The following is a 23,235-nucleotide window of genomic DNA, read 5'->3' on the forward strand; positions in this document are numbered from 1 at the left end:
GTGTGGCGCGGCATCGTCATGCACCGCCAAGCCCCCGAAGAGGTTGTATGCGATCGACCCGCTCTCGCCGGCGTGTGAGCGTCCAGGCAGCGGCCGTGCTCCTGCCCGTCGCCTCGTCCCTGCTCGTCTGGGGGCCGCCCGCCCAGGCGGCCGACCGGGTCCCGCTGGCCGGTGCCCGCCCGGACTGGGCCACCGCCCGGGCGGACCGGGGCGGCATACCGGCGCAGACCACCGTCAGCAGCCGGGTCTACCTCGCCGGACGCGACCCGCAGGGCCTGGCCCGCTATGCGCAGGCGGTCTCCGACCCGAAGTCGCCGCTGTACCAGAAGTACCTGTCGCCGCAGCAGGTGCGGGAACGGTTCGGAACCAGCAGCGGCCAGCGGGCCGCGGTGACCTCCTGGCTGACCTCCTCGGGCCTCAGGATCACTGCGGCCACCCCGCGCTATGTGGCCTTCCAGGGGAGCGCCACCGCCACCGACCGGGCCTTCGGCACCCGGCTGCACGGGTACGCCACCTCCGGCAGCACCTACTTCGCGCCGTCCTCCATACCCTCGGTGCCGGCCGCGCTGAAGGACGCCGTACTGGGCGTGGCGGGCCTGGACGACGCCCCGCGCCAGGCCGGACGCGCCGAGGCCCTGCCCGGCCCCGGCTCGGCCTTCGTGGACGCCGGACCGTTCTCCACGTACTACGGCTCCACCGTGGACAAGAAGCTGCCGAAGGCGTTCGGCATACAGCCCCCCGCCCCCGTTCGGGGCTACACCGGCAAGCAGCTGCGCGCGGTCTACGGCGGCACCGCGTCCGGGCTGACCGGCAAGGGCGTCAAGGTGGCGGTGCTCGACGCCTACGCCTCGCCCACCCTGGCGTCGGACGCGGCCACCTACGCGGCCCGCAACGGCGACCAGCCCTACCGCCCCCACCAGCTCACCCAGTCGCTGCCGAAGAGCTACAACGACATCAAGGCATGCGACGCCTCCGGCTGGTACGGCGAGGAGAGCATGGACGTCGAGGCGGTGCACGCCGTCGCCCCCGACGCGGACATCGTCTATGTCGGCGCCGCCTCCTGCAATGACGACGACCTCGTGGACGCCACCGCCAGGATCGTCGACCACCACCTCGCCGACATCGTCTCCAACTCCTGGGGCGACGCCGAGAGCGATGCGCCGGACGGCGGCCCCAAGGTGTACGACCGGCTCTTCATGGAGGGGGCCGTCGAGGGCATCGGCTTCTACTTCTCCTCCGGCGACGACGGCGACCAGCTCGCCTCCTCCGGGACCAAGCAGATCGACTACCCGTCGGACTCCCCCTGGGTCACCACGGTCGGGGGGACCAGCCTGGCGGTGGGCAAGAACGACCAGTACCTCTTCGAGACCGGCTGGGGCACCGCCGAGGCCAGGCTGTCGGCCGACGGCAAGCAGTGGAAGCACCTGCCCGGCACCTTCACCGGCGGCTCCGGAGGCGGTACCAGCCGGTTCTACGCCCAGCCGTCCTACCAGCGCGGCATCGTGCCCGACGCGCTGGCGCGGGCGCACGGCGGGACCCGGCACCGCACGGTCCCGGACATCGCGGCCGTCGCCGACCCCGCCACCGGCTTCCTGGTGGGCCAGACCCAGCGGTGGTCCGACGGCTCGGTGCGGTACGGCGAGAGCCGGGCGGGCGGCACCTCGCTGGCCGCGCCGGTGATCGCCGCCGTTCAGGCGATGGCGCAGCAGGCCAGGGGCGGCGTGCCGATCGGGTTCGCCAATCCGTCGATCTACGCCCGGTACGGCAGCAGCGCCTACCACGATGTGACCGACCACCCGCTGGGGGCGGACAAGACCCTGGCCGTGGCGCGGGTCGACTACGCCAACAACGAGAACGCCCGGCGCGGCACCACGACCTCGCTGGAGATCCTCGGCAAGGACAGCTCCCTGTCGGCGACGCGCGGATACGACGACGTCACCGGCGTGGGATCGCCCGGCGCGGACTACCTGAAGTCGTTCCTGCCCGGGCAGCGCGGCTGACCCCGGGGCCGGGTCAGCGGCGGAGCAGCCGCAGTCCGGCGGGCTTCACAAACTCGTAGCGGCTCATCTGCTCGGCGTCGCGCAGCCAGCCGGTGAGGCCCGGCGGGGAGGCCAGGGCGGAGCGGTACAGCTCCTCGAAGGCGGTGGCGACCTTGGTCAGCGAGAAGCGGCCGACCACCCAGGTACGGCCCCAGTCGGACAGCTCGGCGCGGCGGTCCGGGTCGTCCAGCAGCCGCCGGATGTGCCCGGCCAGCGCGGTCGGGGAGGGCTCGCCCGTCCCATAGCCGTACATGCAGCGGGAGGCGTGCTCCTCCACCACCGGGCCGGGCTCATGGACGGCGTGGTAGCCGTCGGCGCCGTACACGATCACCGGCTTGCCGAAGGCCAGCCCGCGCAGCGCCGAGCTGCCCATGCCGAGGACGAGGTCGGCGGCGGCATAGGCGGTGCGCGGGTCGGCCATCTGGCCGGGTACCAGGACGGCCTCCCGGCCGAGTGCGGCGTTGGCCCGGGCGGCGGCGGCGCGCAGCCGGTCGCGGCTGGGGCCGTCGCCGACGACGGCCAGCCGGAGGCGCGGGTCGGCGAGGCTGCGGACGGCCTCGACGGTGAGTTCGGCGCCGGCGTCCTTGCCCAGGTCGGGCACCAGCCGGGTGACGATGACCAGCAGCTGCTCGTCGGCGCCGATGCCGTGGGCGGCCCGGAAGTCGGCGCCGTCCACGGCCCCGGGGGCGTCGTCGTCGGTGTTGACGGGCGGCTCGATCAGATGCAGGTCGCGGTGGCCGAAGGCGCGGCCGTCGGCGGTCAGCGCGCCCAGGCCCAGCACCAGCGGCTGGTGCCGGGGCATGCCACGGAGCATCCGGACGCCGTAGAAGGTGGTGACCACCGGGAGGCGGCCGAACCGGGCCGGGCCGAAGTAGGCGTTGCGGGCGGCGCGGACCTCCCAGGCGTGCACCAGCCGGCTGCCGTGCTCGCGGGCGAGCCGCTCCAGCCGCCCCCGCACCGCGCGGTGCGGGGTGCCGGGACCGCCGGCCACCACCAGGTCGAGGCCGTGGGCGGCGGCCCGGTCGACCAGCGGGGCGGGCCCGTCCACGCCCTGGGCGAAGAGCACCGGGTGGTGGCCCCGGTCGCGCAGGGTGCGGGCGATGTCGACGGCGTTGATCTGGGCGCCGCCCAGGGCGAGGTTGTTGAGGTGGACCAGGACGCGCAGGCCGCCTCTGCCGTCGACTGACGCCACGTCAGCCCTCCCAGTGGTGCGGGACGAAGACCGGTGCGGCCAGCACCACGGCGCGCGGCGGGGTGTCCAGCATCGGCCCGAAGACATCGAACTGGCCAGCGGAGTGCCAGCTCATCAGGGTGCCGCCGTCGGTGTGCCCGATGCTGTAGACCCCGGCCCAGAGGGTGTAGCGGCCGCGCGGCAGCGGCAGCCGGGGGATGGTGCAGCTGACCTTGCGGTCCTCGCCGGTCAGCCGGACCTCATGGCTGATCTGGAAGATGGGGCTGGCCGTGCCCTCGCTGACGCCGAGGTGCAGGGTGGCGTCGCCCCGGTAGTCGCCGCCGAGGAAGAGGTCGACCGTCATCGGCTCGTCGGAGAGCAGGTTCTCCCGCTCGGGGCCCCGGACCTCGTACTTGAGCAGCTGGAGCGGCTCACCGGTGCGGGCGTTGCCCTCCGACTGGGCCTCGATGGAGTCCCGGTACCCGGCCATGGCCTCGCGGATCCCGGCGTCGACCCGTACGGTGCCCTGCTCCAGCCAGATGCCCCGGCTGCACACCGACTCCACGGCGGGCAGGTCGTGGGAGACGAAGACCAGGGTGGTGCCCTGGTCCAGCACCTCGCGCATCCGGTCCAGGCAGCGCTGCTGGAAGACCGCGTCGCCGACCGCCAGCACCTCGTCCACCAGCAGCACATGCGGCTCCAGGTAGGCGGCGACGGCGAAGCCCAGCCGCATCTGCATACCGGAGGAGTAGAACTTCACCTGCCGGTCGATGGCGTCGTTGAGCCGGGCGAACTCCACGATGTCATCGAACCGCCCCGCCACCTCGCGCCGCTTGAGGCCGAGCAGCGCGCCGAAGAGGTAGATGTTCTCCCGGCCGGTCAGGTCGGGGTGGATACCGGCCCGGATCTCGATCAGGGCGCCGATCCGGCCCCGGACGTCGATGTCGCCCGCGTACGGGTACATCACCCGGGTCAGCATCTTCAGCAGCGTCGACTTGCCGGAGCCGTTGGAGCCGATCAGGCCGACGGCCTCGCCGGGCTCGATGTGCAGATTGATGTCGCGCAGCGCCCAGCGCCACTCCTCGCCGCGTTGCCCGCGCAGCCGCCGCCCCAGGGACTCGACCTTGTCGCGCAGCAGCATCCGCTGCTGGTCGGCCTTGAAGCGCTTCCAGACGTGCTCGGTGCGGATGGTCCCGTCGGGCAGCTCACGCGACATCGGCGATCCCCGTTTCGAGCTTCTTGAAGATCAGGTACCCGCCCACCAGGAAGACCAGCGAGCTCACGGCGGCGATCACGGTCAGCCGGGCGTCGGGCGCATCACCGTAGAGCAGCGCGCCCCGGTAGCCCTCGATGACCGCGCCGAGCGGGTTGAACCCGACGTAGACCTCCTGGAGCCGGTGCGGGATCTGGGCCAGCGGATAGGCGACCGGGGTGGCGAAGACTCCCATCTGGGTGATGATCGGCAGCAGGTGCCGCACATCCCGGAGGTAGACCACGGCCACCGAGAGGATCAGCGCCACGCCGTAGGTGAAGGCGAACTGGATCAGCAGCAGCGGCAGCACCCAGGCGGCGGTGGCCGCCGGCGGCACCCAGAAGGCGAGGAAGAGCACCCCGAGCACACCCACGCCGATCAGCATGTCCACGCTGGCCACCAGCATGGTGGCGAGCGGGAAGACCTCACGCGGGCAGTAGACCTTGTTGAGCAGGCTGAGGTTGTTGGCGAGGCTCAGCGCGCCCTGGTTCATGGTGTTGCTGAAGAACTGCCAGACGATCAGGCCGACATAGGCGAAGAGCGCATAAGGCGCCGAGCCGGTCTCGATCTTGACGGCCCGGTGGAAGACCAGGGTGAAGATGGCGCAGAGCGCCAGCGGTGTCAGCACCGCCCAGGCGAAGCCGAGCACCGCCTGCTTGTAGCGGGCCCTCAGGTCCCGCTCGGCCAGTGCGCGCACCAGCTCGCGCGATGCCCACAGCTCCCGGGCCACCTGGGCCGGGCGCAGCCGGCGTCTGAAGATCGCGCCGGGCGGCGGCCCCTCGGCGACCGCCGCGCCTCCCTCGGCGCGCACTTCGACCAGCTGTGCGTTGCGTCCCCCCACGGACCTCCGCCTTTCCGTCCCCCCACGGCCCCATCCCGGGGCCGGGCCTGCGGCACCCGACCACTCTGGCACAGAGTGTGGCCGACCGGAGGCGGTTCGGTGAACGTGATCGACACTCCGTGCCGGGGGGATCACTCCCGGCGGTGGGCAGCCTGATCACCGTCAGGACCAGGCCGCCCGCACCGCGCGGCGCGGTCAGCGCTCCGCTGTGCCGCGCGGGGTGGCGGGGCTGTCGACCACGCGGAGCGGGCGCAGTCTCGGGCCGGTTGCGGCCAGCTCGGCGCGGGCCCGGTCGGCCAGGCCGTCGGCCTCGCAGCGGACGGCCAGGTCCACCCCCGCGTACAGCCGGTCCGCCGCCTCGTCCGCGCGGTCGGCCCGGCGCAGCGCCGCACCGAGGTCCACCAGCGCCTCGGCGTACTCATGGAGGCTGGGCGAGCGGCTGAGCAGGTCGACCGCCTCCTCCAGCAGCGCCAGCGCCTCCGGGCCGCCGTCGGCCACGGCGGCTGCGGTGCGCAGCGCCTGCCCGATCGCGGTGGCCGTGCCATGGCGGCGGGCCCGTTCCAGGGTCTGCGCCACCAGCAGCCGGGCGCGGTCGGGGTCGTCGTCCGCGACGGCCAGGGCGAGGTGTCCGGCCCAGGGGCACCAGGTGGGGCTGAGGGCTCCCTTGGCCTCCATCCGCCGCCCGACCTCGGCGAGTTCGGCGGCGGCCTCGGTGTGCCGCCCCTGGGAGAGCAGCAGTCGGCCGAGCACCGTCTGGGGGTCGGGGAAGACGACCGCGCTGGGGAACGGCGGGCCGAAGTCATAGTTGTCGGCGACCCGTTGGGCCTCGTCCAGGTGGCCCCGGGAGAGCAGGACGTCGATCAGCAGTCCGACGGCGTACCACTGGGCGGGCACCCGGCGGCCCACCCGGTCGGCGAGCCGCACCCCTTCGCGGGCGAAGCCCTCCGCCGCGCCGAGCCGCCCCTGGCGGAACCGCACCAGGCCGAGCAGGGTGAAGCCGAAGGAGAGGTGCGCGCCGCTCCACCCGGCCTGCTCGCACTCGGCGATGGCGGCGCCGAACATCTCCTCCGCCCGGTCGGGCTGGTCGGCGTACATGAAGGAGAGCGCGGCCACGCTGGGCAGTTCGAAGCCCCAGTCGGGGTCGGTGTAGCTCAGGGCGGAGCGGGTCCGGCCGGTGGAGTGCCGGGGCGGCCGCCCGAGGGGCGCGGGAGAGGGCCCCGGGCCGGTGCCGGTCCACAGCGGGGCCTCAGGGATCTGGGGCGTCTGGCCGCTCAGGGAAGTCTGGCCGCTCAGGGGCGTCTGGCCGCTCAGGGGCGCCCGGGAGGCCAGGCCGAGGGCGCGGTCGGCGATGGCGAGGGTGGTGGCGGCGGGCTCGCCGCGCAGGGTGGCGTCCCAGGCGCGCAGGCAGAGGACGGCGCGTTCGCCCTCGGTGTGTCCGCCCAGGTGCTCGGCGAGCCGGGCGAGTCGGCGGGAGCGGGCCGGGCCCTCGGTCTCATAGGCATCGAAGACCTGCCAGAGGAAGTGCGCCGTCTGGAGGCGCAGCCGGCCGCTGGGCGACTCGGTGCGGCCGGCCTCGTCCCCGACCACCTCGGCGGCCTCGACCAGCCGGTCGCTGTGGGCGAGCGCCTGGGCGAGGCGGAAGGCGATGTCCTCGCGCAGGTCCGGGTCCAGGTCGGGCTGGGCGAGGGCGGCGCGCAGGTGGTTGACGGTGACGGCGGGGGCGGTGAGCAGGGCGGAGCAGCCGAGTTCATAGAGCACGGCGGCCCGGTCGGCCGGGCGCGGCGGCTCGCGCAGGGCGCGTTCCAGGCAGCGGCGGGCCGCCTCGGGGGCACCGGCCCGGAGGTTCTCGCGGGCGGCGGCGCGCAGGTGGTCGACGGTGTCGGGGTCGCTGTCGGGGTGGGTCTCCAGCAGGTGGCGGGCGGCGGCGGCGATGCCAAGTCCGGCGTCGGCGACGGCCCAGGCGGCCTGCCCGTGCAGGGCGGTGCGGGTGGCCGGGGGGATGGCGCTGTAGACCGCGGTGGCGATCAGCGGGTGGACGAACTCCAGGGTGGTGGTGCCGGTGAGGATCCGGGCGGTACGCAGCCGGTCGACGGCGTCCGCCGCCTCGGCGAGGCCCAGCCCGGCGACGGTGGCGGCCAGGCCGGGCGAGATCTCGGTGCCGAGCACGGCTGCGGCCCAGGCGAGGCGTACGGTGCCGGGGCCGAGGCGTTCCAGGCGGCGGACCAGTCCGCTGCCACGTGCGGTGGCGGCGAGGTCGCGCAGCAGCGGGGCGGCGTCCGCGACCGGTTCGATGCCCCGGTCCTGGACCCTGGCGATGAGTTCCACGGTCTCGTACGGGTTGCCGCCGGTGACCGCCCAGCACTCATGGCAGAAGGGGCCGTCGGCGCGGTCGCCGAGGGCGCTGCGGACCAGCCCGGCGACGGCGTCGGGGCTGAGCGCGTTGAGGCCGATGGGCCGGGCGGCGCGGCCGGTGACGAGGGTGCGGAAGGTGTCGGCCGCCTCGGGCAGCTCGCCGGGCCGGTAGCCGAGCACGGCGAGCACGGGCAGCTCCCGGAGCCTGACGGCGAAGGCCGCGAACCAGGCCAGGGACTCCAGGTCGGCCCAGTGGGCGTCGTCCACGACCAGGACGATCGGCGGCTGGAGGACGGCGAGCCGGGTGACCACCCAGTCGAGGCCGTCGCGGACGCCCTGGGGGTCGGGCAGCGCGCCGTCGCCCTGGGCGAAGAGGCCGACTGCGGGTCCGGCGATCTCGTACCAGCCGCCGAACAGCTCCCGGCACTCGGCCTCGGTGCGGCCGGCCAGGACGGGTTGCAGCAGTTGGCGGACCACATGGAAGGGGACGGTGTGCTCCTGCTCGCTGCCGCGCGCGAAGAGCACGGTGCAGTCGCGGGCGGCGGTGCGGCGGGCCTCGGCGAGCAGGGTGGTCTTGCCCAGCCCAGCCGCTCCGCTGAAGAGCAGCAGGTCGCCGAGGGCGGCGCCGGCGCCCTCGGGCCCCGCGCGGAGCCGGTCGACGGCCTCCCGGACGGCGGCCAGTTCCCGCTCGCGCTCATACAGGTGCGGGCTGCCGAGGGCACCCGCGGCGGTGCCCAGCCCTGCACGGTCGGCCTCGGCTTCTGACGCCGCCGGTCTGTCCGACAACCCCGTGCCTCTCTCCTCGTCCGCCCCTTGCGGGGAGCGTACCGATTAAACGCGCCCGGGTCGGCTCTGTATGCAGTTCGCGCGGGATGCGGTTCGCCCACGACCGGGTGACGGCAGGTCAGGGCAGGGTGGTCAGCGGACGGCGGCCACCTCGCCGAGCAGCCGCTGCCAGGCGTCCGCGACCACGCCCAGTTCGAAGCGGTCCAGGGCGTGGCGGCGGGCGGCGGCGCCCAGGGCGGCGCGGTCGCCGGTGAGGACCCGGCCGAGGGCGTCGGCCAGGGCCTGGGCGTCGCCGGGGGCACCAGGGCGCCGGTGACCCCGTCGACCACGGCCTCCCGGACCCAGCCGACCTCGGTGGCGACGCTGGGCAGGGCGGCCAGCGCGGCTTCGACGAGGACGCCGGGCATGCCCTCGCTGGCGCTGCTGAGCAGCAGCGCGTCGGCGGCCCGGTAGAGCTCGGCGGGGCTGTCCAGGCCGCCGAGGAAGTGCACCCGGCCGGGGGCGAGGACGGCGGCGTGCTCCTCCAGGGCGGCGCGCAGCGGGCCCTCGCCGGCCACCGCGAGGTGGGCGCCGGGGGTGCGGGTGACGGCGTCCACGGCGAGGTCGATCCGCTTCTCGGGGGTGAGCGCGCCCACGGCGGCGGCCAGCGGTACATCGGGCGGCAGGCCCAGGGCGCGGCGGGCGGCGAGCCGGTCGGCGGGTCCGGCGGCGGGCGGGTAGCGGTCGGCGGCGCGTCCGTTGGGGATGGTGCGGACCCGTTCGGGGTGCAGCCGGAAGCGGTCCAGCAGCACCTCGCGGGCGCCGTCGGAGAGGGCGGCGACGGCGGCGGCCCGGTGCAGGGCGGCGCCGACCCGCAGTCGGCGGGCCCGGCTCGCGGTCCAGTGCCGGGGGTCGCCGATGTTGACGTAGACGAAGGGGGTGCGGCTGCCGAGCAGCGCCGCCGCGCAGGCGGGCAGGGTGCTGGAGCCATGGGCGACCACCACGTCGGCGGTGGTCGCGGCGCGGCGCAGGGCGCGCAGCGTGGCGGGGTGGAAGCGGGCGGGGCCGAGCACCGGCAGCGGGTCCCCGGGCGGGGCGTCGGGGTGGGGTTGGAGGGCGGCGATGCGGCTCTCGGTGCCTCGGGCGAGGAGTTCGGCGTGCAGGTCGCGGGCGAGGTTCTGGGCGCCGCGCCGACGGGGGTCGGTCACCAGGTGGAGGACGCGGGGCTGCTCGGCTGACGCGGTGTCGGGCATGGTGCACCACCCTGGCACAGCGGGCGGTCCGGCAGAGCCGGTTCTGCGGGTCGCCTGGTGCACCGTGACCGGGTGCGTCCGTCACTTGACGTTCTTTGCCCGAATCCGACAGCGGCTTTGCCTGCCTGGGGGCACTCTTTACGTATCCGAACCGCCGTTCCGCAGCGGGCACCCCTCCCCGCCTGGGATGCTGTGTCGGCGATGGCGCCGCCGGACGGCGGGGAGGGCCGGTGCGCATCGCACAAGGGGGGGGAGACCTGCACATGCATGTGCTCTATGTGATCGACAGTCTGGAGAGAGTCGGCGGCGCGGAGCAGGGCCTCGCCAGCATGGCGCCTCATCTGATCCGCAGCGGCGTCCGGCTGGACATCGCCTATCTGGTCGACTCCGAGGGGTTCCAGCCGGAGCTGGCCGCCGCCGGAGCCACCCTCTTCGGGGTGCACCGGGCCGGCCGGTCCGGCCGCGTCCGGGGTCTGTACGAGCTGCTGCGCGAGCGCCGCCCCGACCTGGTGCACACCACCCTGTTCGAGTCCGATGTGCTGGGCCGCAGCGCGGCGCTGGCGGCGCGGGTGCCGGTGGTGTCCAGCCTGGTCAACTCCTCGTACGGGCCGGAGCATGTGCACGCCCGGGGCCTGAGCCCGTGGAAGGTGCGCGCGGCCCAGGCGGTGGACGGGGTGACCGCGCAGGGCACCCGCCGCTTCCATGCGCTGACCCGGCATGTCGCCGGGGCGATGTCCCGCCGGCTGCGGATCTCCCCGGACCGGATCGATGTCATCCCGCGCGGCCGGGACCCCGAGCTGCTGGGCACCGCCGACCCCGAGCGGCGGGCCAAGGTGCGGGCCTCGCTCGGTCTGCCGCAGGAGGTGCCGCTGGTGCTGGCCGCCGCCCGGCAGCAGTACCAGAAGGGCCTGGACGTGCTGCTGGAGTCCTGGCCCCGGGTGCGCCGCGCGGTGCCGGAGGCGGTGCTGCTGCTGGCGGGCGGCCCCGGCGCCGAGACGGCCCGGCTGCGGGCCCTGGCCGAGGCCGCCGACGGCGGGGCGGCGCCCGCGTCCGACGGCTCCACCGGGAGCGTGCGCTTCCTGGGGGCGCGCACCGATGTCTTCGACCTGATGGCGGCCAGCGACGTCTTCACCGCCCCGTCGCGCTGGGAGGGCCTGGGCAGCGCCGCGATGGAGGCCATGGGCGTGGGGGTGCCCCTGGTCTGCTCCGATGTGCCCGCGCTGCGGGAGACCGTCGGCTCGGAGGAGTACGCCTCGCTGGTCCCGCCCGAGCGGCCCGAGGAGCTGGCCGACGCCCTGGTGGCCACCCTGGAGCACACCGAGGCCGCGCAGCGCCGGGTGGAGGCGGCCCGGGCGCGCTTCCTGGCGTTCTTCACCCTCCAGCGGGTGACGGGGCGCACCGTGGACTTCTATGAGCGGTCGCTCGGGGCGCGGGGGCGCGGGGGCCGCTGACCGGGAATTGCCAAAGTGGTTGCGCCGGACGCCTGCTGAGGCAAGCATCGCAAGGGACGGCGGTTCCACACGGGGGTGCGGAAGGCGAGCTTCCGCGTGGTCAGGGGGGTAGAGGTGCACAACCGATCGAGGAATCCCGCGACCGCCTGCTGCGGCCGGCGCGGTGGCGGCTGTCCGCGACCGTCCGCGTCCGAGACCCCACGGGCCTGAACCAGGAGCGAGCCGCCGCCACGCCGCCGCCGCCCGGGGGAGGGCGCGGCTCGCCGCACCGGCGCCTCACCGAGCCGGACGGCGCACCGCGTGGGCCTCGCCACGGCCCGTGTGGACGCGACGCACGGCACCGCCGGGACCGGCAGCGGGAGGGCCGGGCCCGGTAGCACCGAGCACACGATCGCGAGGGGAACTCCACCGGTGGAACCGGCAAACCATCTCACCGTCCTACGACGGTACTGGCGGCTGCTCGTCGGCTGCGGCCTGGCGGCGCTCGTCGTCGGCTGGCTGCTCACCCCGGCCGGCAACGCCGTGGACAACGGCAAGTGGGAGTGCAAGGTCAGCATCGTGCCGGCTGCGGGCTCCGGAGACACCGTCAAGATCGACCAGGTGCTGTCCTTCGCCACCGGCTCGGACGTCGCCCAGGCCGCCGCCAAGAAGCTCGGCACCACCGACCTCCAGACGCTGCTGACCCGCCGCGAGGTGACGGCGGTCAGCGAGCAGATGCTCCAGTTCACCGCGCACGGCCCCACCCAGCAGGCCTGCTCCGACGTGGTCAGCGCGTTCGCCGAGGCCACCATCATCGGGTACGGCCGCGAGGCGCAGAAGAACGCCCAGGACTCCATCCAGTCCCTCCAGCAGCAGGCGACGATCCAGCAGCAGCAGCTCGACTCCCTCAACTCCAGGCTCGCCGGCGCCACCGCCGAGGCGCAGACCAAGCTGCAACCGCAGATAGACGCCGCCAAGGCCGCCATCACCAAGACCCTGACCGACATCTCCAACCTCCAGAACGCCGCCCGCACCGACGCCGTGCGCAAGTGGGGCTCCATCGACAGCAGCCCGGCCGACTCCACCCTGCTCACCGCGCCCAGCAGCCGCCCGCTGCGCCTCGCCCTCGCGGTCGCCCTCGGGTTGGCGCTCGGCGTGGTCGCCGCGCTGATGCTGGACCGGATCGACGGCAAAGTACGGACTCGCAACGGCGCCGAGGAGGCGTTCGCCCTGCCGGTGATCGGCGAGATCCCGGTGCTCTCCCGGCGGCTGCGGCGGCTGCGCGAGCCGGTGGTGGTCGCCCGCCCGTCCGCGTCGGCCGCCGAGGCGTACCGCTCGCTGCGCTCCACCCTGCTGCTGACCGGGCCGCCCTCGCTCTCCCTGCACATCAGGGACGGAGAGGAGGACGGCAGTCCGGCGGCGGCCGCCGCGCTGGTCTCCCGCCGGCTCGCCCACCCGGCCCCCGTGGTGCTGGTGATGTCCGGGCGCAGCGGCGACGGCAAGACCACCACCGTGGCCAATCTGGCGGCCGCGCTCGCCGAGACCGGCCGCTCGGTGCTCGTGCTGGACTGCGACTTCCGCCACCCGCAGACCCATGAGCACTTCGGGGTGGCCGCGCGCGGTCCCGGCATGGCCGAACTGCTGCGCGGCGACCGGCTCACCGGCATCGTCGACGTCGTCCGGACCACCAATGTGGAAGGGGTCACCCTGATCGGCGCCGGAAACACCAACGCCTACCCCGCAGCCCTGGTGATGCGCGCCGGGGAGGTGCTGCAACGGGCCCGGCGGCACGCCGACATCGTGCTGATCGACACCTCGCCGCTGCTGCACGCCAATGACGCGTACGACCTGGTGCAGCACGCCGACGCGGTACTGGTGACCGCCCGCAGCGGCAATGTGACACCGGAGCAGGCCGCCCGGGTCAGCGAACTGCTGGCCCGCACCGGCGTACCGGTGGCCGGGCTCGCGCTCACCGCCTCCCCGTCGCCGTCCGGCGGCGGCCCGCGCACCGGGCTGCGCCGCTCGGAGGCCGCGCCGCCCGGCGCCGCCGTCACCACCCTGGGCCGGGGCGGCGCGCAGCCACGCGCCCTGGTCCGGCCCGACGACGACGAGGAGGACCGGGTCTACGAGACCCGCGAGCGGGAACGCGAACGGCACGCCCCGAGCTGGGCGCGCGGCGAGGCCGGACTGCCCGACCGGGCCGTGGACGGCGGGTACGCCGCCGACCCGGCGGCGGTCCGCCGGGCGGAGGGGGAGGACCGGTGACCGACGCCGCAGAGGCGGACCCCGCCGCCACCCCCGGACCCGCCCCGCTCCCCCACCGCCCCTCCGGCGCCCGGACCAGGGTGCTGTGGCTGGCCAAGGGGCTCGGCCGGGGCGGTGCCGAGCAACTGCTGGTCAACTGCGCCCGGCACCTGGACCGCGACCGCTACGAGGTCGAGGTCGCCTATGTGCTGCCGTGGAAGGACGCCCTGGTCCCCGCCCTTGAGGAGGCCGGGATACGGGTGCACTGCCTGGGCGGGGCCCACGGCACCCCCGGGCGGGCCGACCCGCGCTGGCCGCTGCGGCTGCGCCGCCTCGCCGCCGAGCGGCGCTACCGGCTGGTGCACACCCATATGCCGGTGCCTGCGGTGGCGGCGCGGCTGCTGCTGCGCGGGCCCGGGCTGCGGGGCGTACGGCTGGTGCACACCGAGCACAACATGTGGGAGCGGTACCGGACCGCCACCCGCTGGGCCAATGCCGCCACCTACCGCCGCAACGACGCGGTGATCGCGGTCTCCCGGGCCGTCGCCGAGACCGTCTCCCCCCGGGCGCACCGGCTGGGCGACCGGCTCACGGTGGTGCACCACGGGCCGGACCTCTCCGGCGCCCCCACCGGCCCGCTCGCCCGGGCCTCGGCCCGGGCGCTGCTGGGCGTGCCCGGGGACGCCGTGGTCGTCGGCAGCGTCGGCAACCTCACGGCGAAGAAGGACCAGCGGACACTGCTGGAGGCGCACGCCCGGCTGCGGCGCACCCACCCGGGCACGGTGCTGGTCCTGGTGGGCTCCGGGCCCCTGGAGGGGGAGCTGCGCGGCCGGGCGGCGGCGCTGGGCCTCACCGACGGCGCGGTCGTCTTCGCCGGGTCGCGGTCGGATGTACCGGCCCTGCTGCCGGGGCTGGACGTCTTCGCGCTGAGTTCCCGTCAGGAGGGGCTGCCGGTGGCGCTGATGGAGGCGATGGCCAGCGGGCTGCCCGCCGTGGTGACCCGCGTCGGCGGGATGCCGGAGGTGCTGGACGACGGCGACCAGGGCCTGCTGGTGCCGCCCGCCGACCCGGACGCCCTCTGCCGCGCCCTGGCCCGGCTGGTGGGCGACGACGGGCTGCGCGCCCGGATGGGCGCGGCGGCCCGGGAGCGGTCGCGGTCCTTTGACGTCGCGGGGGCGCAGCGGGCGGTCGAGGCCGTGTACGAGCAGGTGCTGGGGGCCGGCCGCCGGTGACCGCCACCCCCGCCCCAGAGCCGCCCCGCGAGAGCGGGCCGGGCCCGGCCGATGCGGTGAACGCCCTGAGCGCCCCTGCCGAGCCGCCGGACCACACCGACAGCCCGGCCCCCGGGGCGGCGCCGCGGCGGGCTGTCGGGGGCCGGGGCGGTGGCGGTGCCGGGCTGCTGGTGCGGCCGTGGGTGGAGGGCGACCTGCCGGAGCTGCTGCGCCTGCTCACCGCCTCGCTCGCCGGAGGCCCCACCGGTGAGCGCAGCGCCGACTTCTTCACCTGGAAGCACCTGCGCAACCCCTTCGGGGTGAGCCCCGGCCTGGTCGCCGAGACCGGGGACGGCCGACTGGCCGGGGTGCGGCTCTTCCTGCGCTGGGAGTACGCCGCCGCCGGACGCCCGGTCCGCGCGGTGCGGCCGGTGGACACCGCCACCCACCCGGACTTCCAGGGGCGCGGCATCTTCCGCCGCCTCACCCTGGACCTGCTGGACCGGGTCGCGGACGACACCGCCCTGGTCTTCAACACGCCGAACGCCAGCAGCCTCCCCGGCTATCTGAAGATGGGCTGGCAGCCGGCCGGACGGGTGCCCATCGCCGTGCGGCCGGTGCGGCCCGCCGCCTTCGCCCGGGGCGTACGCGCCGTGCTGGCCCGCCGGGCCGCCCCCGCGCCCCCGCAGGACGCCGGGGCCCGCTGCCCGCTGCCCGGCGCGGCCGACTGGTTCGCCGGGCAGCAGCGGGACGGCACCGCAGGCCCGCTGGCCGAGCTGCTGCGCGAGCGGGCGGAGGCCGACGCGGGCGACGCCCGGCTGGCGACCGTGCGCTCCGCCGCCTTTCTGCGCTGGCGCTACGGCGAGGCGCCGGGCCTGGACTACCGGGTGATCACCGTGGTCCGTGGCGGCGAGCTGGCCGGGGTGGCCTTCGGCCGACCGCGCCGCCGGGGCCCGCTCACCGAGTTCACCCTGGCGGATGCGGTGGTCCGCCCCGGCGACCGGGCCACTGCGGCCCGGCTGCTGCGGATGGCCGCCCGCTCCGGCTGCGACCATGTGGCCACCCATCTGGCGGCGGGCACCGAGCCGGCCGCCGCCGCGCTGCGCAGCGGCTACCTCACCGCGCCGCGCGCCGGGATGACGCTGGTGTCGCGCGCCCCCGGCGGCGGGCCGGGGCCGGGCGGGGCCGGGGGCGTCGCCGGCTGGCGGTTCGCCCTGGGCGACCTGGAGGTCTTCTGATGCGGTCCCGCCACGAGCTGGCCGCGCTGCCCGCCCGCTGGGCCCGCCGGGTGCCGTGGGCCTCCTGCGTGGCGGGCCTGCTGGTGTCCGGCTATGTGGCGATGTTCGCCTGGGGCATGGCGCACACCTCGTACGACATCTGGGGTGCGCTGCTGATCCTGCCGGTGCTGATGGCGGTGAGTACGCCGATCCTGGGCCGGATCGCCGCCGTCAACCCCGAGCCGAGGATCTTCAAGCTGCTGATGATGGCGATGGCGCTCAAGCTGCTCTGCGCCTTCCCCCGCTATCTGATGGCGTTTGTGCTGTACGGCGGCCAGGCCGACGCCAGGATGTACGACGAGAAGGGCCGGGCCCTGACCGCTGCGCTGGAGCAGGGGACCCTGCTCCAGAACGGCGGCCACTACGACCTGGGCATGAAGGTGGCCGGCACCGGCTTCGTCATCATCGTCACCGGCGTGGTCTACCTGGTGACCGGCCCCTCCCTGCTGGGCGGCTTCCTGGTCTACTCCTGGCTCGGCTTCTGGGGGCTGCTGCTCTTCTGGCGGGGGGTGCAGATCGCCTTCCCGGAGGCGGAGTCGCGCCGCTACGCCAAGCTGCTCTTCTTTCTGCCGTCGCTGCTCTTCTGGCCGTCCAGCATCGGCAAGGACGCCTGGATGATGCTCTGCCTGGGCGCCACCGCGTACGGCACGGCCCGGCTGCTGGAGCGGCGGCGCGGGGCGTTCGCCTGGATCGCCGCCGGTTCGCTGGGCACCGGGATGGTCCGCCCGCATGTGACGGTGCTCGCCGGGGCCGGGCTGGTGATCGCCTATGTGCTGCGGCGGCGGCCCAAGGAGGTCAGCGCGCTGGGGCCGCTGCGCACCATCCTCACCGTCGCCGTGCTGGGGGTCGGGGTGATGCTGATGCTCCAGCAGGTCAGCTCGTTCTTCGGCACCGCGGGGGCGGGGCAGGTCGACCAGGTGCTCCAGGAGACGGCACGCCGCACCTCGCAGGGCGGCTCCCAGCTGACCGCGACCGCCGGGGCGGGGATCAGCGACGACGCGGCGCCGAGTGTCAGCCTGTCACCGCTGGGGCTGCCGATGGCGGTGGTGACGGTGTTGTTCCGGCCATTCCCGTTCGAGGCGTCCAACCTCCAGAACCTGGTGCAGTCGGTGGAGTGCTTTGCGCTGCTGATCGTCTTCATCCGGTCCTGGCCCCGGCTGCGCCAGGTGCCCCGGCTCTTCGTGCGGCGGCCGTACATGGCCTTCACGGTCGTCTATACGCTGCTGTTCTGCTGGGCGTTCTCCAGCATCAACAACATGGGCATCCTGTCCCGGGAGCGGGTGCAGGTGCTGCCGCTGGTACTGGTGCTGCTGGTGATCCCCAGACCGCCCGCCGTCCGCCCGCTGCCCCGGCAGCGGGCGGTGGAGTGGCTGGCCGAGCCCGGTCAGTGGCGGGACCGGGCCTGGCCCGGGGCCGAACCGCCCGACTCCCGGCTGGTGCCGCTGCGCACCGCCGTACCGCGCCGCCCACCGCCGACTCCACCGGCGACAGCCGCGCCACCATCGCCACCGCCGCACCGGCCGTACCGGCCACGCCCACCGCACCCACCGCACCCGCCGCACCCGCCGTACCCGCCGCACTCCAGGGGGATCGACTGATGACCGCAGACCTGCCCGCAGCCCTGGGCGGCACGCCCGCCTTCCCCGAGGGGCTGCCGCTCACCGTCGTCCGGGCACCCGACCGGGACGGGCTGCTGCGCCGTCTGGGCACCGTCCTGGACAGCGGTCAGCTGACCAATGGGCCGACCGTCGCCGAGTTGGAGGAGAGCGCCGCCAAGCTGCTGGAGGTGGACCATGTGGTGGCCGTCTCCAACTGCACCGCCGGGCTGATGCTGGTGCTCCAGGCCGCCGGGGTGGGGGCCGGCCGGCCGGTGGTGATGCCCGGCTTCACCTTCTCCGCGACCGCGCACGCCGCGCACTGGGCGGGCGGGGTGCCGCTCTTCGCGGAGGCGCTGGAGGAGAACATCACCCTGGACCCGGAGGACGCCGCCGCCCGGCTGGCCGCCGCCGGGTCGCCGGCCGCGCTGATGGCCACCCATGTCTACGGCACCCCGTGCCGGGTCGAGCGGTTGCAGGAGGTGGCCGACGCCGCCGGGGTGCCGCTGGTGTACGACGCGGCGCACGGCCTGGGCAGCCGCCGGGCCGGTACCCCGGTGGGCAACTTCGGCCTCGCCGAGGTGTTCTCCATGAGCCCCACCAAGGTGGCGGTGGCCGGTGAGGGCGGGCTGGTCGCCACCCGCGACGGAGCGCTGGCCGCGACGCTGCGCTGCGCCCGCGACTACGGCAACCCCGGCGACTACGACACCCTCTTCCCCGGCCTCAACGCCCGGATGAGCGAGCTGCACGCCGCGGTGGCGCTCAGCTGGCTGGCGGGGCTGGAGGAGCGGGTGGCCCACCGGGGGGCGCTGGCGGGCGAGTTCAGCTCGACCGTCGCCGGGCTGCCGGGCCTGCGGATCGCGGTCCCGGACGAGGGCGACATCTCCACCTTCAAGGACCTCACCCTGATCCTGGATCCGGACCGCTTCGGCCTGACCGCCCTGGAGCTGTCCCGCGCCCTCAAGGCGGAGGGCGTGGACACCCGCCGCTACTTCCACCCCCCGGTGCACCGGCAGCGGGCCTACGCCCACCTCGGCCAGGCCGAGGCGCTGCCCCGTACGGACCGGCTCGCCGACTCGGTGCTCACCGTCCCGCTCTGGACGCAGATGGACGCCGCGACGGTGCGGCGGACGGCGGACGCGGTGGTGCGCATCCACGGGCGGGCCGAGCAGCTGCGCTCGCACGGCGTCTGAGCGCGCCGGACCCGGGGCGCGCGCGGCCTCGGACGGGCTCCTCGCGGGGCCGGTCCGCAGCCGTGCGCGCCCTCGTTCGTCTGCGATCACTCCGCTGATCACTCCGCCGCACAACGGCCGGATGTCGAGGGTCACATGCACAACCACTTGACAACCTCGCCGACGCTTGGTGACCGTTTTTCATACTTTCAACGCAAGTGTGGAGAGGAAGTCTCGGCAAACACACCAACTCCGTGCCCTACCGGTCTCCTCAGCAGGCACAAGGTGTCCTACGGTATGCGCATGACCTCCCCGCGCTCCTTCGACGGAGTCGGCTACTACGCTCCGTCCTTCTCCTCGGACACGCCCATCTACGACAGCCTGGTCGCAGAACGCGGAGTCCCCCAGATCGCCCCGATCAATGTGCCGGCTGCCCTTCCGCCGGCCATGCCGTCCCCCTATGAGCAGCCGCGCTACGGCGGCTATGAACCGGCCTCCAACCTGCCCGCGCTGCCGCCCGCCCGCCCGGCGCTGGGCCCCGGTCCGAGCAGCAGCCACCTGCCTCCGCAGGCCCCCGCCCCGCAGTACGCGGCGGCCCCGCAGGCACCCCAGTACGGCGCTCCCCAGCCGTATGTCCCCAACCAGCGGATGGCCGCCCCCGGGCAGGGCATGCCGCCGCAGGGCATGCCCAGCGCGCCGCAGGGCGGCCAGGGCCAGCCGGGCGGCTACGGCTACCCCGGTCCGGGCCAGGGCTTCGGCGGCAACGGCCTGCGGCCCGCCGCCCCGGTGGCGCCGGTCGCCCCCGTCGCTCCGGTCCGGCCGATGCCGCAGCGCCCCGCAGCGCCCACCCAGTACGGCGACCAGCAGCAGCAGCAGTACCCGCGTGGCGGTGGCTACCCGGGGTACTGACCGGCACACCCACCGCACGACCCCGGTGCCGCGCCGCACCGGAGGAGCATGGGCCCCTCCTGCCCGCCCCGGGCCAGGAGGGAGGGTCTGCACCGGGCCGATCGGGTTTCCCGATCGGCCCGGTGGCATCTCCGGCCCGGCGCCCGCGCGCCCGCATACCGCCCGGATACCGCCCGGATACCGCCCGCCCTTGATACCGCGAGCGCCCGCACCGGCCGCCACCTGGCACCATGGCCGCATGCCACGCCTGAGCGCCCTGTACGTCCACCCGCTGAAGTCCGCCCGCCGGCTGAGCCCCGCCTCCGCCCCGGTCGAGCCGTGGGGGCTGGCCGGAGACCGGCGCTGGATGCTGGCCGCCCGCGACGGCCGCTTCGTCAGCCAGCGTGACCACCCCCGGCTGGCGCTGGTCCGGGTCGAGCCCCGGCCGGACGGCGGCCTGCTGATCACCGCCCCCGGAGCCGAACCGCTGCATGTCGACGCCCCGTCCGCCGAGCGCGGCGACCCGCTCGCCGACGTCCACGTCTGGGGCACCCCCTTCCAGGCCGCCGCAGCCGGGAAGGAGGCCGACGTCTGGTTCGCCGAACTGCTCGACGCCGATCTGCGGCTGGTGCACCTGGACGACCCCCGCCGCCGCCCGTCGGACCCTGAGTACGCCCCCGGCGGGACGGTCTCGATGGCCGACGGCTTCCCGCTGCTGCTCACCACCACCGCCTCACTGGACGCGCTCAATGCGCACATCGCCGCCGACCACCCCGGCGACCCGGTCGCGGGCGCCCCGCTGCCGATGGCCCGGTTCCGCCCCAACCTGGTGGTCGACGGCACCGAGCCGTGGGCGGAGGACGGCTGGCGGCGGATCCGGGTCGGCGAGGTGGCCTTCCGGGTGGTCAAGCCCTGCACCCGGTGCGTGGTCACCACCACCGACCAGGAGACCGGCGTACGCGGCGCGGAGCCGCTGCGCGCCCTGGGCAGGCACCGCCGGTTCGGCAAGGGCCTGGTCTTCGGGCAGAACCTGGTGCCCGAGCGCCCCCCGGGCCGCATCGGCGACGTACTGGGCACCCTCCATCTCGGCGACCCGGTGACCGTGCTGGAGGAGGGGCCGCGCCCGGTCCCCGGAAGGTGAACGATCGGGTCGTGGTTCCGGCCACCCGGCACGGATGATCTTCGCCGAGGCGCTACGGTGGGGCGACGGCTCCGCCCACGGCCGTCCCCGTGGGCGCTGCCGCGGCACGGCCGGACGAGAGGTGGGGACGCGTTCCGCTATGGGAGAGCAGAAGGTCCGAGTCACGCAGGACAGCGGCTCCCGCTGGCGGCGTCGGACCGGCGAGTACGACACCCTGGCGGAGGCGCTTGCCGCCGCCGAGCCCGGGGACACCGTCACCGTCCGGGCGGGGACCTTCCGGGAGAACCTGGTCCTCGACAAGCCGGTGACCGTCACCGCCGCCGGCGCCCTCGGCTCGGTGCGGATCGAGCCGCCCGCCGGACCGGCGCTCACCGTGCTGGCCGCCGCCTCGGTGCGGGGCCTGGTGCTGGAGGGCCATGACACCTCGTCGGCCGCCGTGCTGGTCGACGGGCCGGCTGCGGCGGCCGAGATCGCCGAGTGCCGGGTCAGCACCGTCTCCGCCGTGGGCATCGAGGTCCGGGGCGGGGCCAGGCCCACCGTCCGGCAGTGCACCGTGGAGAACCCCGGAGGGCTCGGCATCCGGGTCCGCGACGCCGCCGCCGCGTCCTTCGAGGAGTGCGAGGTGGTCGCCGCCGGGCAGGCAGGGGTGGCGGTGCTGGAGGGCGCCACCGCCCGCCTGGACCGCAGCCGCATCCACCACGCCTCCGGCGCCGGACTGCTGCTCACCGGCGAGGGCACCACCGTCGAGGCGGTCGGCTGCGAGGTCTACGAGATCGACGGCACCGGCGTGCAGGCGGAGAGCCGGGCCGTCGGCCGGATCACCGACTGCGAGGTGCACCGGGTCTCCGGCAACGGCATCACCCTGGACAGCGAGGCGGTGCTGGCGCTCGACGGCACCCGCGTCCACGACGTACCGGAGAACGGCGCCGACCTGCGCGGCCGCTCGGTGCTCACCCTGGAGCGCAGCACCATACGGGCGTTCGGCCGCAATGGGCTCTCGGTGTGGGACGCGGGCACCCGCGCCGAGGCGTCCGGCAGCGAGCTGCATGACTCCACCGGCGACTACCCGGCCGTCTGGATCAGCGACGGCGCCCGGGTGTCCCTCTCCGACTGCCGCCTGCACGATGTGCCCGACGCGCTCTTCGTCCTGGACCGCGACTCGCACGCCGAGGTCACCGACTGCACGCTCACCCAGATCCGCAGCTCCGCCGTCTCGGTGAGCGGGGGCGCCACCGTGCGGCTGGACCGCTGCCGCATCCAGGACGCCGGTACCGGCCTCTGGTTCCGCGACCACGGCAGCGGCGGCACGCTGGACGGCTGCGAGATCGCCGACGTGGCCACCGGGGTGATCGTGGCCCGGGGCGCGGACCCGGTGGTGCGCTCCTGCACCGTACGCGGCAGCGCGGACGCGGCCGTCTATGTCTCGGCGGGCGGCGTGGGCACCTTCGAGGAGTGCCGGGTCTCGCACGGCAAGGGCTATGGCTTCCATGTGATCGACGGCTGCCGGACCGTCATCTCCCGCTGCCGCGCGGAGCAGCACGCCCGGGGCGGGTTCGAGTTCTCCGAGCCCGGCCCGATCGTGGAGGACTGCACCAGCGACGACATCAAGCCGCAGACCGCCACCGCCACGGCCGCGCGCGGCACGGTCAGCGACCACGCGGCGGGCGCCGGCGGCATCCTCGGCGGCGGCATCCTCGGCGGGGGCTTCGCGGGCGGCGGCGGTGGCGCCGCGCGTACGGGCAGCGCCCCGCTGGTGGACTCCACCGCCGCCATCGCCCCGATCCCCGACTGCCGCCCCGCCGACGAGGCGCTGGCCGATCTGGACGCGCTGATCGGGCTGGACACCGTGAAGCAGGAGGTCCGCACCCTGATCGACCTGATCTCGGTCGGCCGGCGGCGGCAGCAGGCCGGGCTCAAGGCGCCCTCGCTCCGCCGCCACCTGGTCTTCACCGGCTCCCCCGGCACCGGCAAGACCACGGTGGCCCGCCTCTACGGGGAGATCCTGGCCGCCCTGGGGGTGCTGCAACGCGGCCACCTGGTGGAGGTCGCCCGGGTCGATCTGGTCGGCGAGCACATCGGCTCCACCGCGCTGCGCACCTCGGAGGCGTTCGACCGGGCGCGCGGCGGGGTGCTCTTCATCGACGAGGCGTATGCGCTGGCACCGGAGGACGGCAGCCGCGACTTCGGCCGGGAGGCGATCGACACCCTGGTGAAGCTGATGGAGGACCACCGCGATGAGGTGGTGGTCATCGTGGCCGGCTACACCGCCGAGATGGAGCGTTTCCTCTCCTCCAACCCCGGTGTGGCGTCCCGCTTCTCACGTACCGTCACCTTTCCCGACTACTCCGCCGAGGAGCTGCTGCGGATCACCCGCACCCAGTGCGCCGAGCATGAGTACCAGCTGGCCGAACCGACTGCGACGGCGCTGCTGGACCACTTCGCGGCGCTGGACCGGGGGCCGTCGTTCGGCAATGGGCGCACCGCCCGGCAGGTCTTCGAGACCATGGTCGAGCGGCACGCCGTACGGGTGGCCCAGTTGGCCGACCCCTCCACCGAGGAGCTGCAACTGCTGGTGCCCGAGGACCTGCCCGGGTAGCCAGGCAG

At 75.1% G+C, this 23,235-nt stretch carries 15 protein-coding genes and 1 pseudogene; 11 read left to right on the forward strand and 5 right to left on the reverse strand.

Translation table 11 applies throughout. The annotated features are described in order from the left end of the window. The first annotated feature begins 47 nt into the window (after positions 1-47). On the forward strand, positions 48-2,000 hold the full coding sequence (locus C7M71_RS03420; RefSeq protein ID WP_111494093.1) for a S53 family peptidase: 1,953 nt from the start codon (positions 48-50) through the stop codon (positions 1,998-2,000). Positions 2,001-2,013: 13 nt separating this feature from the next. On the opposite strand, the gene C7M71_RS03425 is transcribed toward C7M71_RS03420, so the two are convergent. The 4 genes from C7M71_RS03425 to C7M71_RS31365 form a co-directional block, all read right to left on the reverse strand. Beyond that, a complete protein-coding gene (locus tag C7M71_RS03425; protein WP_162824120.1) occupies positions 2,014-3,231 on the reverse strand; it encodes a glycosyltransferase in 1,218 nt (405 codons plus the stop codon). A gap of 1 nt (position 3,232) precedes the next feature. After that, complete coding sequence (locus C7M71_RS03430) at positions 3,233-4,426, reverse strand: ABC transporter ATP-binding protein (RefSeq protein ID WP_111494089.1); 1,194 nt, start codon at positions 4,424-4,426, stop codon at positions 3,233-3,235. Beyond that, positions 4,416-5,303, reverse strand: a complete 888-nt coding sequence (locus C7M71_RS03435; RefSeq protein WP_111494087.1) for an ABC transporter permease — start codon at positions 5,301-5,303, stop codon at positions 4,416-4,418. The genes C7M71_RS03430 and C7M71_RS03435 overlap by 11 nt, the downstream gene beginning before the upstream one ends. Positions 5,304-5,498: 195 nt before the next feature. Continuing rightward, positions 5,499-8,357 carry an ATP-binding protein gene (locus C7M71_RS31365; RefSeq protein WP_114914656.1) on the reverse strand — a complete coding sequence of 953 codons (2,859 nt, stop codon included), beginning with the start codon at positions 8,355-8,357 and terminating at the stop codon, positions 5,499-5,501. Between the two features lie 294 nt (positions 8,358-8,651). Here C7M71_RS31365 and C7M71_RS03445 point away from each other — a divergent pair, with 294 nt between their 5' ends. Further along, positions 8,652-8,894 (forward strand): hypothetical protein, encoded by a 243-nt coding sequence (locus C7M71_RS03445; RefSeq protein ID WP_114914154.1) that lies wholly within the window; start codon positions 8,652-8,654, stop codon positions 8,892-8,894. Here C7M71_RS03445 and C7M71_RS33110 read toward each other — a convergent pair. Beyond that, positions 8,786-9,673: pseudogene (locus C7M71_RS33110) on the reverse strand (glycosyltransferase); the annotation flags it as partial. The gene C7M71_RS03445 and the pseudogene C7M71_RS33110 sit on opposite strands and share 109 nt — an antisense overlap. A 230-nt stretch (positions 9,674-9,903) precedes the next feature. Here C7M71_RS33110 and C7M71_RS03455 point away from each other — a divergent pair. The 9 genes from C7M71_RS03455 (at position 9,904) to C7M71_RS03495 (ending at position 23,227) form a co-directional block, all read left to right on the forward strand. After that, positions 9,904-11,124, forward strand: a complete 1,221-nt coding sequence (locus C7M71_RS03455; protein ID WP_229758513.1) for a glycosyltransferase family 4 protein — start codon at positions 9,904-9,906, stop codon at positions 11,122-11,124. 411 nt (positions 11,125-11,535) lie between these two features. Beyond that, positions 11,536-13,368, forward strand: coding sequence for a tyrosine-protein kinase family protein (locus C7M71_RS03460; RefSeq protein ID WP_114914156.1), 1,833 nt, complete (start codon positions 11,536-11,538; stop codon positions 13,366-13,368). Continuing rightward, positions 13,365-14,579, forward strand: a complete 1,215-nt coding sequence (locus C7M71_RS03465) for a glycosyltransferase (RefSeq protein ID WP_114914157.1) — start codon at positions 13,365-13,367, stop codon at positions 14,577-14,579. Before C7M71_RS03460 ends, C7M71_RS03465 begins: the two co-directional genes overlap by 4 nt. Continuing rightward, positions 14,576-15,796, forward strand: a complete 1,221-nt coding sequence (locus C7M71_RS32490) for a GNAT family N-acetyltransferase (protein WP_265737639.1) — start codon at positions 14,576-14,578, stop codon at positions 15,794-15,796. The genes C7M71_RS03465 and C7M71_RS32490 overlap by 4 nt, the downstream gene beginning before the upstream one ends. Beyond that, the gene (locus C7M71_RS30945) at positions 15,796-17,433 is read left to right on the forward strand and encodes a hypothetical protein (protein ID WP_111494137.1); all 1,638 of its coding nucleotides are present in this window, start codon (positions 15,796-15,798) and stop codon (positions 17,431-17,433) included. The genes C7M71_RS32490 and C7M71_RS30945 overlap by 1 nt, the downstream gene beginning before the upstream one ends. Further along, a complete protein-coding gene (locus C7M71_RS03480; protein ID WP_111494139.1) occupies positions 17,433-18,623 on the forward strand; it encodes a DegT/DnrJ/EryC1/StrS family aminotransferase in 1,191 nt (396 codons plus the stop codon). The genes C7M71_RS30945 and C7M71_RS03480 overlap by 1 nt, the downstream gene beginning before the upstream one ends. 282 nt (positions 18,624-18,905) lie before the next feature. Next, positions 18,906-19,511 carry a DUF6643 family protein gene (locus C7M71_RS31380; RefSeq protein WP_111494141.1) on the forward strand — a complete coding sequence of 202 codons (606 nt, stop codon included), beginning with the start codon at positions 18,906-18,908 and terminating at the stop codon, positions 19,509-19,511. 238 nt (positions 19,512-19,749) lie between these two features. After that, positions 19,750-20,631, forward strand: a complete 882-nt coding sequence (locus tag C7M71_RS03490; protein WP_111494143.1) for an MOSC domain-containing protein — start codon at positions 19,750-19,752, stop codon at positions 20,629-20,631. Positions 20,632-20,770: 139 nt separating this feature from the next. Further along, positions 20,771-23,227, forward strand: a complete 2,457-nt coding sequence (locus C7M71_RS03495; protein WP_114914158.1) for a right-handed parallel beta-helix repeat-containing protein — start codon at positions 20,771-20,773, stop codon at positions 23,225-23,227. Positions 23,228-23,235: the final 8 nt, after the last annotated feature.

It is taken from the genome of Peterkaempfera bronchialis, from assembly GCF_003258605.2.
Taxonomy (GTDB): Bacteria; Actinomycetota; Actinomycetes; order Streptomycetales; family Streptomycetaceae; genus Peterkaempfera; species Peterkaempfera bronchialis.

Coding starts and splice junctions, on each gene's coding strand:
- C7M71_RS03480 (WP_111494139.1), top strand. CDS start 17,433: ATGACCGCAGACCTGCCCGCAGCCCTGGGCGGCACGCCCGCCTTCCCC.
- C7M71_RS03430 (WP_111494089.1), bottom strand. CDS start 4,426: ATGTCGCGTGAGCTGCCCGACGGGACCATCCGCACCGAGCACGTCTGG.
- C7M71_RS03420 (WP_111494093.1), top strand. CDS start 48: ATGCGATCGACCCGCTCTCGCCGGCGTGTGAGCGTCCAGGCAGCGGCC.
- C7M71_RS03490 (WP_111494143.1), top strand. CDS start 19,750: ATGCCACGCCTGAGCGCCCTGTACGTCCACCCGCTGAAGTCCGCCCGC.
- C7M71_RS31380 (WP_111494141.1), top strand. CDS start 18,906: ATGACCTCCCCGCGCTCCTTCGACGGAGTCGGCTACTACGCTCCGTCC.
- C7M71_RS30945 (WP_111494137.1), top strand. CDS start 15,796: ATGCGGTCCCGCCACGAGCTGGCCGCGCTGCCCGCCCGCTGGGCCCGC.
- C7M71_RS03495 (WP_114914158.1), top strand. CDS start 20,771: ATGGGAGAGCAGAAGGTCCGAGTCACGCAGGACAGCGGCTCCCGCTGG.